General features: G+C 70.5%; 7 protein-coding genes and 1 tRNA gene. 2 read left to right on the forward strand and 6 right to left on the reverse strand.

All coding sequences use genetic code 11. The features are described 5' to 3' along the window. Nucleotides 1-13: 13 nt before the first annotated feature. The 5 genes from glgX to ACT26F_RS13355 form a co-directional block, all read right to left on the reverse strand. Nucleotides 14-2077, reverse strand: a complete 2064-nt coding sequence (gene glgX / locus ACT26F_RS13335) for a glycogen debranching protein GlgX (RefSeq protein ID WP_471671033.1) — start codon at nt 2075-2077, stop codon at nt 14-16. A 25-nt stretch (nt 2078-2102) separates the two neighbouring features. Next, nucleotides 2103-3551 carry a glycogen synthase GlgA gene (gene glgA / locus ACT26F_RS13340; protein WP_471671034.1) on the reverse strand — a complete coding sequence of 483 codons (1449 nt, stop codon included), beginning with the start codon at nt 3549-3551 and terminating at the stop codon, nt 2103-2105. A gap of 9 nt (nt 3552-3560) precedes the next feature. Beyond that, entirely contained in the window at nt 3561-4859 is a 1299-nt protein-coding gene (gene glgC, locus ACT26F_RS13345) for a glucose-1-phosphate adenylyltransferase (RefSeq protein ID WP_471671035.1), read from the reverse strand. After that, nucleotides 4856-7048: a 1,4-alpha-glucan branching protein GlgB gene (gene glgB, locus ACT26F_RS13350; protein ID WP_471671036.1), complete on the reverse strand. Its 2193-nt coding sequence runs from the start codon at nt 7046-7048 to the stop codon at nt 4856-4858. The genes glgC and glgB overlap by 4 nt, the downstream gene beginning before the upstream one ends. Before the next feature lie 69 nt (nt 7049-7117). Continuing rightward, on the reverse strand, nt 7118-9529 hold the full coding sequence (locus ACT26F_RS13355) for a glycogen/starch/alpha-glucan phosphorylase (RefSeq protein ID WP_471671037.1): 2412 nt from the start codon (nt 9527-9529) through the stop codon (nt 7118-7120). 141 nt (nt 9530-9670) lie between these two features. Here ACT26F_RS13355 and ACT26F_RS13360 point away from each other — a divergent pair, with 141 nt between their 5' ends. Beyond that, a complete protein-coding gene (locus ACT26F_RS13360; RefSeq protein ID WP_471671038.1) occupies nt 9671-10264 on the forward strand; it encodes a DUF1214 domain-containing protein in 594 nt (197 codons plus the stop codon). Further along, entirely contained in the window at nt 10261-10794 is a 534-nt protein-coding gene (locus tag ACT26F_RS13365; protein WP_471671039.1) for a DUF1254 domain-containing protein, read from the forward strand. The genes ACT26F_RS13360 and ACT26F_RS13365 overlap by 4 nt, the downstream gene beginning before the upstream one ends. 257 nt (nt 10795-11051) lie before the next feature. Here the strand turns inward: ACT26F_RS13365 and ACT26F_RS13370 are convergent. Then, a tRNA-Leu gene (locus ACT26F_RS13370) sits at nt 11052-11134 on the reverse strand. Nucleotides 11135-11210: the final 76 nt, after the last annotated feature.

Raw genomic sequence — 11210 nt, forward strand, 5'->3', positions numbered from 1 at the left:
CTCAGCACTCGTCTCACTGCGCGCTCAGCACGACGACCGACTGGCCCAGCACCTCGTAGACCGGGGCTGCCGGGCCAGCGGCGTCGGGGCGTGCGGTGTCGACCCGCAGGTGCCACGTGCGGTCGTCCAGGGCGTCCGGCAACGAGAACTCCACGTCGTCGCCGGTGTTGAGGACGATCAGCGCGGCGTCCGTGAGGTGCTCGCCGACCGGGTCCCCGGCTGCTCCACGGATCACGACGGCGACCGCGCGCCATGCGGGGTCGTTCCAGTCCTCCTCGGTCGGGACCTCGCCGTCGGCGCGCAGCCACGTGACATCCGGTCGGCCGTCCGCGCGCAGTCGCCCGTGCATGAACGTCCGCTGGCGCAGCACCGGGAGCTCACGGCGCAACGCGACGAGCCGGCTCACGAGATCGAGGAGGTCGCCGTCGGGCGCCGACCAGTCGATCCAGCCGATCGGATTGTCCTGCGCGTAGGCGTTGTTGTTGCCGCCCTGGCTGTTGCCGATCTCATCACCGGCGAGCAGCATCGGCACGCCCTGCGCCAGCAGGACCGTCGCGAGCATCCCGCGCACCCGGCGTGCCCTCGCCGCGAGCACGACGGGATCCTCCGTCGGCCCCTCGACGCCGAGGTTGTCCGAGAGGTTCTCGTCATGACCGTCGTGGTTGTTCTCGCCATTGGCCTCGTTGTGCTTGTGCGCGTACGACACGACGTCGGCGAGGGTGAAGCCGTCGTGGGCGGTCACGAAGTTCACCGAGGCCGTCGCGGGTCGCCCCGAGTGGTCGAACAGCTGGGCCGAGCCCAGCATCCGTGAGCCGAGGTCCGCGGTGCCGAGCGTCTCGCCGCGCCAGACCCCGCGCACACCGTCACGGAAGCGGTCGTTCCACTCGCTGAACGGGTGCGGGAAGTGGCCCAGCTGATAGCCCCCGGGTCCGAGGTCCCACGGCTCCGCGATCAGCTTGACCGTCGTCAGGACGGGGTCCTGCCGGATCGCCGAGAAGAACGGACCGTTCGGGCGGAAGCCCTTGTGGGTGCGGCCGACCGTCGACGCCAGATCGAACCGGAACCCGTCCACGCCGTACTGCTCGACCCAGTACCGCAGGCTGTCCAGCACGAGCCGCAGCACCGAGGGCCGGTCGACCGCGAGGGTGTTGCCCGTGCCGGTGTCGTTCACGTAGTGCCGACCGCCGTCGACCAGTCGGTAGTAGACGCCGTTGTCGAGCCCGCGCAGCGACAGCGTCGGTCCGAGCTCGTCGCCCTCGCCCGTGTGGTTGTAGACGACGTCGAGGATGACCTCGATGCCGGCCTCGTGCAGCGTGTGGACGAGGTGACGGAACTCGGCGACGGCATCCTCACGGGCGTAGCGCGGGTCGGGCGCGTACCACGCGATCGGCTGGTACCCCCAGTAGTTGGACAGCCCCTTCGCGACGAGGAACTGGTCGTCGAGGAACGCCTGGACGGGGAGCAGCTCGACGGCGGTGACCCCCAACCGGACGAGGTGGTCGACGATCGCCGGGTGCGCCATCCCCGCGTACGTGCCGCGCAGCTCCTCGGGCACGTCCGGGTGCAGGGCGCTGATCCCCTTGACGTGCGCCTCGTAGACGACGAGGTCGGCGAGCCCGTGGTGGGGGCGATTGGCCGCGGGATCGGGACCGGTCGGGTCGGCGACGACGATGCCCTTCGGCACGACGGCCGCGCTGTCGCGGTCGTCGATCGTCAGGTCACCCCCGGCTCCGTGCCCCGCCATGAGCAGGTCCCACCGCAGCCGGCCGTCGAGCGCGCGCGCCCACGGGTCGACGAGCAGCTTGGCCGGGTTGAACCGCAGCCCGTCGCCCGGGCGCTGGGGTCCGTGCGCGCGCAGACCGTAGCGGTCGCCGGCCCCGATCCCCGCGATGTGCGCGTGCCGGACGTTCCCGTCGCGATGGACCAGGCCGATCCGCTCCTCGCGGCCGTCGGGGTGGAAGAGGCAGAACTCGACGAGCTCGGCGGTGGCGGCCAGCACCGCGACGTTCACGCCGTCGCCGTCGAGCGTCACGCCGAGCGGCCAGGGGCGGCCGGACGTGACCAGACGTTCGCTCATGCCCGCACCCCGGTCGCACCGCGGCTCATGCGACCAGCTCCGAGAAGAGGTCGGCGTACTGCTGGGCGGACGGCCCCCAGTCGACCGGTGCGGCCATGGCCTGACGGCGGAGCCGCTCCCACGCGACGGGGTCGGCGTAGAGGTCGACGGCACGCGCCAGCGCCTGGGAGAGGCCGCCGGGGTCGATCTCGGTGAAGGCGAAGCCGGTCGCCGTTCCGGCCCCGAGCGCCTCGGGCGTCGCGTCGGCGACGGTGTCGCGCAGGCCTCCGGTCGAGGCGACGAGGGGCACGGTCCCGTAGCGCAGGCCGTAGAGCTGCGTCAGACCGCACGGCTCAAACCGCGACGGCACCAGCACGAGGTCGCCGCCGCCGTACATGCGATGGCTCAGCGGCTCGTCGTAGCCGATCCGCAGACCCACGGCGTGCGGGTACCACGAGGCCAACTGGCCCAGCCCGTACTCGTAGCCCGGGTCGCCCGAGCCGAGCACGATGACCGCGCCGCCCGCCTCGACGAAGCCCGGCAGCGCCTCGAGCAGCAGGTCGACCCCCTTCTGGTGGGTCAGTCGGGTGACCACGACGGCGAGCGGTCCGGACGGCTCGACCAGGCCGAACTCGTCCAGCAGCGCCCGCCGGTTGAGCTGCTTCGCCGTGACGTCCTCCGCCGAGAACGGCGTGAGGAACGCATCCTTCGCGGGGTCCCACACGGTCGTGTCGATGCCGTTCACGATGCCGAGCATGTCGCCCCCGTCGCGGCGAGCGGCCACGACCCCCTCGAGCCCGAAGCCGAACTCGGGCGTCGCGAGCTCCTCGGCGTACGTCGGGCTGACGGTCGTGACCTTCGTGGCGTGCACCATGCCGGCCTTGAGCGTGCTGACGAGCCCGTGGTACTCCAGCGCCTCCGGGTGGAAGTCCCACGTCGGCAGGCGCAGCCGGTCGAGCTGGTCGGGGCCGAAGACCCCTTGGAACGCGATGTTGTGGATCGTCATGACGCTGGGCACGTCCGAGCCCGCGTAGTGCAGGTAGGACGGGACGAGCCCGGCCTGCCAGTCGTGGGCGTGCACGACGTCCGGGCGCCAGCCGTCACCTGTGCCGTCGATCGCCAGCCGGGCGCCCACCCACGAGAGCGCGGCGAACCGCACGTGGTTGTCGGGGTGGTCGTGGCCGTCGACGTTGTAGGGACCGCCCGCGCGGTCGTACAGGTGCGGGGCATCGAGCATGAGCAGGTCGAGCCCGCGGTGCCGGCCGGCCCGCACGACGGCCGGGCCACCGAACAGGTCGGGGTCCTCCCACACCGGCTTGAGCGTCCGGAACCGGTCCACCAACCCGGGATACGCCGGCATCAGGACCCGCGACCGCCAGCCGAGCGGTGAGAGGGCGGCGGGCAGCGCTCCCACCACGTCGGCCAGTCCACCGGTCTTCAGCAGCGGAACGCACTCCGAGGCCACGGACAGGACGCTCGACCGCCTTCGTGCCACGAGCGCGCCTCAGTCGAGTGCCGCGGCACGGCGGTCGAGCATCGGCTGGGTGATCAGCACGATGCCGCTCTTCGTGACGCGGAACCACTTCTCGTCCTCGATCGGGTCCTCGCCCACGACGATGCCCTCGGGGATCCGGACGCGACTGTCGACGACGCAGTTCGTGAGCCGCGCGGCCCGCGCGACGTCGACGTCGGGCAGCGCGACGACGTGGTCGAGCATCGCGTACGAGTGCGTGCGGGTGCCCGTCGAGAGCAGTGAGTTGCGGATCTCCGAGCCACTGACGATGCAGTTGCCCGAGACGAGCGACTGGACGGCGCTGCCGCGGCGGCCCTCCTGGTCGTGCGCGAACTTCGCCGGCGGCGACAGCTCGGCGTACGTCCAGATCGGCCACGCGTTGTCGTACATGTCGAGCGCCGGGATGAACTCGGTCAGGTCGATGTTCGCCTGCCAGAAGGCATCGATCGTGCCGACGTCACGCCAGTACGGCTCGGTCTCGAGACCGCTCATGACGCACGACTCGCTGAACCGGTGCGCGAAGGCACTGCCACCGCGGACGATCGAGGGGATGATGTCGTGACCGAAGTCGTGGCGACTGCTCGTGTCCTCGGCGTCCATCAGGAGCAGGTCACGCAGGAACGCCCAGTCGAAGACGTAGATGCCCATCGAGGCCAGCGCCATGTCCGGATCCTCGGGCGTGCCCGGCGGGTCGGCCGGCTTCTCCAGGAAGTCGACGATGCGCCCCGTCTCGTCGACGTGCATGACGCCGAACGCGGACGCCTCCTCGCGCGGCACGGTGAGGCAGCCGACCGTGACGTCGGCACCCTTCTCTACGTGCTGGCGCAGCATGATCTCGTAGTCCATCTTGTAGACGTGGTCGCCGGCCAGGATGATCACGTACTTCACGTGGTAGTCGTCGACGATGTCGATGTTCTGGGTCACGGCGTCGGCGGTGCCGAGGTACCACTTGGTCTCCTCGACGCGCTGGCTCGCGGGCAGGATGTCGAGGTACTCGTTGCGCTCCGCCCGGAAGAATCCCCAGCCGCGCTGCATGTGCCGGATGAGCGAGTGCGCCTTGTACTGCGTCGCGACCGCCATCTTGCGGATCCCGGAGTTGAGCGCGTTCGACAGCGGGAAGTCGATGATCCGGGCCTTGCCGCCGAACTGCACCGCTGGTTTCGCGCGTCGGTCCGTCAGCTCCTCGAGCCGGCTGCCGCGACCGCCCGCGAGGACGAACGCCATCGCCTGACTGGACAGGCGCGGCGGGGCACCCATGATGTGGGCGGGGGGTGTGTTGGGTGGGGTCATGACCGTTCCTCCACGAAGTAGATGGCGGACAGGGGCGGCAGGGTCAGCAGGGCCGACTGCGCCTCGTTCTGGGCGGGGACGGGCTCGGTCTCGATCGCCCCGGTGTTGCCGCGGTTGCCTCCGCCGTACAGCTCGGAGTCCGTGTTCAGCGCCTCGATCCACCGTCCCTCGACGGGGAAGCCGACGCGGAAGCCGGTGCGTTCGACGGGAGTCAGGTTGAGCACGATGACGACGTGCGGGTCGCCCTCGTCGCCGCGGCGCAGCCACGCGAAGACCTGCTCGTCGACGGCGTCGACCAGCAGCCACTGGAAGCCGCGGCCGTGGGTGTCGTTGCGGTGCAGGGCCGGCTGCTCGCGGTAGAGCCGGTTGAGGTCGCGGACGACGCTCTGCACGCCTGCGTGGCCCGGGTCGTCCAGGACGCCCCAGTCCAGCTCGCCGTCGTGGTTCCACTCGGCGGGCTGGCCGAACTCCTGGCCCATGAACAGCAGCTTCTTGCCCGGGTAGCCCCACATGTAGCCGTAGAAGGCCTTGAGGTTGCCGAGCTTGTCGGCGTGGTTGCCCGGCATCCGCCCGTACATCGAGCCCTTGCCGTGCACGACCTCGTCGTGGCTGATCGGCAGCACGAAGTTCTCGGTGAACGCGTACGTGAGGCCGAACGTGAGGTCGTGGTGGTGGTGCTTGCGGTAGATCGGGTCCTTGCCGAAGTACGTCAGCGAGTCGTTCATCCAGCCGAGGTTCCACTTGTAGCCGAACCCCAGCCCGTGCTGGTCGACCCGGTGGGTCACGCCCGGGAACGTCGTCGACTCCTCGGCGATCATCGTGACGCCGGGATGCTCGGCGTACGAGGCGATGTTGGCCTCCTGGAGGAACTCGATGGCCTCGTAGTTCTCGCGGCCGCCGTCCTTGTTCGGGATCCACTCACCGGGCTGGCGCGAGTAGTCGCGGTAGAGCATCGAGGCGACGGCGTCGACGCGCAGGCCGTCGAGGTGGTACTCGTGCAGCCAGTACAGCGCGTTCGCGACGAGGTAGTTCAGCACCTCGGGGCGGCCGTAGTTGAAGATCAGCGTGTTCCAGTCGGGGTGGAACCCCTCGCGCGGATCGGCGTGCTCGTACAGCGCGGTGCCGTCGAAGCGGCCGAGCCCGTGCTGGTCGGTCGGGAAGTGGCCGGGCACCCAGTCGGCCAGGACGCCGAGGCCCTTCGCATGGGCGGCGTCGACGAACGCGGCGAACTCCGCGGGCGTTCCGTACCGGATCGTCGGCGCGAACAGGCCGATCGGCTGGTAGCCCCACGAGCCGTCGAACGGGTGCTCGCTGATCGGCAGCACCTCGATGTGCGTGAAGCCCAGGTCGGCGACGTAGTCGACCAGTTGGGTGGCCAGCTCGAGGTAGGACAGCGGCCGGCCGGCGTCCTGCGCGACGCGGCGCCACGAGCCGAGGTGTACCTCGTACGTGCTCATCGGCGCGTCGACGGCGGTGGTCTCGTGCCGGTTCTCGAGCCAGTCGGCGTCCTGCCAGTCGTGCTGACCTAGCTGGCGTACGACGGAGCCCGTGCGCGGCGGGTGCTCGCTGCCGAAGCCGAGCGGGTCGGCCTTGAGCGGGACGCGCCGGCCCGCCTGGCCGATGATGTCGTACTTGTAGACGGTGCCCTCGCCGAGCGCGGGCAGGAACAGCTCCCACACGCCCGTGGCGCCGCGCGGCCGCATCGGGTGGGAGGCGCCGTTCCAGCCGTTGAAGTCACCGACGACCGAGACCCGGTCGGCGTGCGGGGCCCACACCGCGAAGTGGACGCCCTCGACCTCTTCGTGGGTCATGACCCGGGCGCCGAGCACCTCCCACAGCCGCCGGTGCGTGCCCTCGCCGATGAGGTACTCGTCGATCTGGCCCAGGACCGGCCCGAAGCGGTACGGGTCCTCGCGCTCCTCCGTGACGCCGCCGGGCCACTGGATGCGCAGCCGGTAGAACGGCAGGAACGCCCCGACGAACACCGCCGGCGACGCGGGATGGGGCCGCATCGGTGACTCGTCGGTGTCGTTGACGACCCAGACGTGCTCGGCGCCGGGAATGTGGGCGACCACGTACTCGTCGTCGGCGCTCGGCCCGAGGGCCGCGAAGGGGTCCGGGTGCACCCCCTGGGCGAGCTGCCACGCCTCGGCCGCGTCGAGGACCAGCGGGGTCGTGTCCTCGGCCATCGGTGTCGCCTCCTGGGGTCAGTTGTCATCCAACCACCGCGCGGGGCTCTTGGCACCCCACGGCGACTGTCACAGCGCGGGCGTGACGTCCCAGATCTCGCTCATGTACTCACGGATCGAGCGGTCGGAGGAGAAGTAGCCCATGCGAGCGACGTTGAGGATCGCCATCTTCTGCCACCGCTCGTGGTCGAGGTACGTCCGGTCGACCTCGGCCTGGGCCGCGTCGTACGCGTCGAAGTCGGAGGCCACGAGGAACCAGTCGCTGTTCCACAGCATGTCGACGATGCCGCCGTAGCGGTTCGGATCGCCGGGGCTGAAGGTGCCCTCCGCGATCGCCTGCAGCACGTCGCGCATCGGCTGGCTCTTCTCGATCGCGGTGCGCGCGTGGTCCGGCTCGGCGCGACGGGCCGCGACCTCGTCGGTGGTGAGGCCGAACAGGAAGAAGTTGTCGGCGCCGACGTGTTCACGGATCTCGACGTTGGCGCCGTCGAGCGTGCCGATCGTGAGCGCCCCGTTGAGCGCGAACTTCATGTTGCCCGTTCCGGAGGCCTCCATGCCCGCGGTCGAGATCTGCTCGGACAGGTCGGCGGCGGGGATGAGCTTCTCGGCCATCGACACGTTGTAGTTCGGCGGGTAGACGACGCGCAGCAGGTCGCGCGTGTCCGGGTCGGCGTTCACGACCGCGCCCACGTCGTTGATGAGCCGGATGATGTCCTTGGCCATCGCGTAGCTCGGGGCGGCCTTGCCGCCGAAGATCTTCACGCGCGGCACCCAGCCCGCGGTGGGGTCCTTCTTGATGCGCTGCCAGTGCGCGATCGTCCACAGGATGTTGAGCAGCTGCCGCTTGTACTCGTGCAGGCGCTTGACCTGCACGTCGTAGAGCGCGTTCGTCGGGATCTCGATGCCGTGCTGCTCGGCGAGCCACGCCGCCAGCCGCTCCTTCGCCTGCCGCTTCGTGTCGCCGTACGCCTCGCGGAAGCCCTCGTCGCCGATCCGCTCCTCGAGCCCGCGCAGGCGCTCGAGATCGGTCTCCCACCCCTCGCCGACGGTGTCGGTGATGAGCCGGGCCAGGGGCGGGTTGGCCAGCTTGATCCACCGCCGCGGGGTGACACCGTTCGTGACGTTGACGATGCGACCCGGGTGCTTGGCCTCGAGCGCGGGGAACAGGTCCCGGCGCACCAGGTCGGTGTGCAGCGCGGACACGCCGTTGACCTTGTGGCTCGTGACGAAGGCGAGATCGCCCATCTGCACCTGGTCGTCGCGCAGCAGGCCGGCGTTCTCCCGGCCCTCGATCTGCCCGATGATCTGCAGGTGGCGCGGCAGCACCTTGCGCATGAGACCGACCGACCAGCGCTCGAGCGCCTCCGGCAGCAGCGTGTGGTTCGTGTAGCCGAGCACCTGCGTCGTGAGGTCGACGGCCGCGTCGAAGCCGAAGCCGTGCTCGTCGACGAGGATGCGGATGAGCTCGGGGCCCGCGATCGCCGGGTGCGTGTCGTTCATCTGGATCGCGACGTGGTCCGGGAGTCGGCGCAGGTCGTCGTGGCCCCGGAGGTAGCGCCGCAGGATGTCCTGCACCGAGGCCGACGTGAGGAAGTACTCCTGCGAGAGCCGCAGCTCCTTGCCGCGCGAGGTCGTGTCGTTCGGGTAGAGCACCCGGCTGAGGGTGCGCGCCCACGCCTCGGGCTCGGCCGCGGCGGCGAAGTCGCCGGCGTTGAACCGCGCGAGGTCGAACAGGTCGGCGCTCGGCTTGGCCGCCCACAACCGCAGCGTGTTCGCCCACTGCTTGCCCCACCCGACGACCGGGGTGTCGTGCGCCTCCGCGATCACCTGCAGCTGGGGCTGCCACACCTCGCGGCCGTCCTGCTGCACGAGCTGACCGCGGAAGCCGACGGTGTACGCCGACTCGGGGCGGGTGAAGTTCCACGGGTTGTCGGTGACGAGCCAGTCCTCGGGAGCCTCGATCTGGCGGCCGCCCTCGAAGCGCTGCTTGAACAGGCCGTGCTCGTACCGCAGCCCGTAGCCGTAGGCGGGGCAGCCGAGCGTGGCCATCGACTCGAGGTAGCACGCGGCGAGCCGGCCCAGACCGCCGTTGCCGAGGGCCGCATCGGGCTCGTCGTCGGCGAGGTCGGCGAAGTCCAGCCCGAGTCCGTCCAGCACCTCGACCGCGACGTCGCGCAGACCGAGGTTGATCGTGGCGTCCTCGAGCAGCCGGCCGATGAGGAACTCCATGGACAGGTAGTAGACGCGCTTGCGGTCCTCGTCCCACGTGCGCCGCGTCGCCGCGAACCACGGCTCGAGCGACCGGTCGCGGATCGTGTGGGTGAGCGCCATCCGCCAGTCGAACTTCGACGCGTGCTCCGGGTCGGTGCCGAGCGTGTACTGCAGGTGGTGCAGCAGCGACCGCCGGAAGTGATCGGGCGTCGGCTCGGGCAGCGCGAGGTCGACGGTGTCGACGCCGTGGACTTCGAGTGACTCGGACATGTGGCTCCCGCATCGGTGGTGGGGACGTGACCGGCGCGCGCGTCGGTGAGCGCGTCCCCGTCATCCTAGGGCGGCTCGGCCGAGGTCGGCTCGCGGAGCGACTGTGGCCCCGACCACCCCCACCGGCGCTACGTTCGGGCCATGGGCTGGAGGAAAGCGTGGCGCTGGGGCGTGGCCGTGCTGCTCGGGCTGGTCGTCGGGGTCGGCTCCGCGGTCGCCGTCCTGCTGTCCGGTCTGCCCGGCCGCGGCGACGTCACCGTCGGCGCCTGGTCGATCAATCTCGACCGCGGAAGTCAGGACGCAGGCCTCTACGTCCGGTCGACGACCGCCGTGCAGGCGCTCCTGGCCATGACGAAGCAGGAGGCGGTGTACTTCGTCGCGACGCAGGACGACGAGGGCAGGGTCCTCGACCCGGACTGCGTCTACGACCTGCGGGGCGCGGGCTTCCCCGCGACGTGGTGGTCGATCACGCTGTATGACGGGGCGTGGCTCGCCGACAACACCGACGACCACCCCTCGCTCGACGCGACGTCGGTCGAGCGGGATGCCGGTCCGGCCTGGGCGGCTCGGCTGGCCTCGACTCCGGGGACGGGCGTCAACTGGATCTCGATGCGCAACGCCGACGACCCGAACCTGCTGCTGCGTCTCTACGTGCCCACCGAGGTGGTCCTCGACGACCCGTCGAGCGTGCCCGTCCCGTCGATCCGGCGGATCTCGTGCGGTGAGTCATCGTGACTCACCTGAAGCGTCGCCTGCTGTTTGTCGCCGTCGCGGTGCTCGTCGCGGTCGGTGCCCATCTCGTCGTCGTGCTGTTCGCTCCCCACGCGATCATGCGGATCGCCGAGCACCGGATCGCGGACGAGGCCGGTGGCACCAACCGCTGGGAGCACGCCCCTCGCACGACCCCGCAGAACCAGCAGATCGTCCGCTCGTCGCCGGACCTCGCGTACTCGGCGTGCTCGTTCGACCTGTCCGACGGGCCGGTGCGCATCTCGGCACCCGGTTGGGACGACTACTGGTCGCTGACCCTCTACGACGGCCGCACGGACAACTTCTTCGTGACGAACGACCGCACTGCTCCGGCCGGCGCCGACATCCTGGTCGTGCCCCGCGGCGGGGAGTCGATCCGCGCACCCGCGGGCGCCCGCGTCGTCGTCTCTCCCGACGACCGGGGCGTCGCTCTGCTGCGCTACCTCGCCCCGACCGACGAGGCGTTCAGCCGCGCCGCGGCCCTGCGCCGACTCGCGACGTGCGGCGCGCCCTGAGCCCCCGTGGGCGGTGAGTTACGTACCGCTGGGGCCCGTGGGCGGTGACTTACGTACTCCTGAGGCCCCCGGGCGGTGAGTGGCGCACCGCAGATCCACGATTGAGGTACGTAAGTCACCGCCCACACCGGCCAAACGTACGTAGGTCACCGCCCCCACCGGCCACAGGTTCGTAAGTCACCGCCCACACGGGCCAACGAAAGCGAAAGGCCCCTGATCCGCGAGGAGTCTCGCAGTTCAGGGGCCGATCGATCGGGTGCGCGAGGGGGGATTTGAACCCCCACGCCCTTGCGGACACTGGCACCTGAAGCCAGCGCGTCTACCATTCCGCCACTCGCGCAGTGGCCCGGAAACCGGACCGAGGGATGAGTCTAACAGGATCGGGAAGCACGGTTTCCACGGGCTCGACCCTCCGG

This window comes from Aeromicrobium sp. SP1, from assembly GCF_055663785.1.

Coding starts and splice junctions, on each gene's coding strand:
- ACT26F_RS13355 (WP_471671037.1), bottom strand. CDS start 9,529: ATGTCCGAGTCACTCGAAGTCCACGGCGTCGACACCGTCGACCTCGCG.
- glgX (WP_471671033.1), bottom strand. CDS start 2,077: ATGAGCGAACGTCTGGTCACGTCCGGCCGCCCCTGGCCGCTCGGCGTG.
- glgC (WP_471671035.1), bottom strand. CDS start 4,859: ATGACCCCACCCAACACACCCCCCGCCCACATCATGGGTGCCCCGCCG.
- ACT26F_RS13360 (WP_471671038.1), top strand. CDS start 9,671: ATGGGCTGGAGGAAAGCGTGGCGCTGGGGCGTGGCCGTGCTGCTCGGG.
- glgB (WP_471671036.1), bottom strand. CDS start 7,048: ATGGCCGAGGACACGACCCCGCTGGTCCTCGACGCGGCCGAGGCGTGG.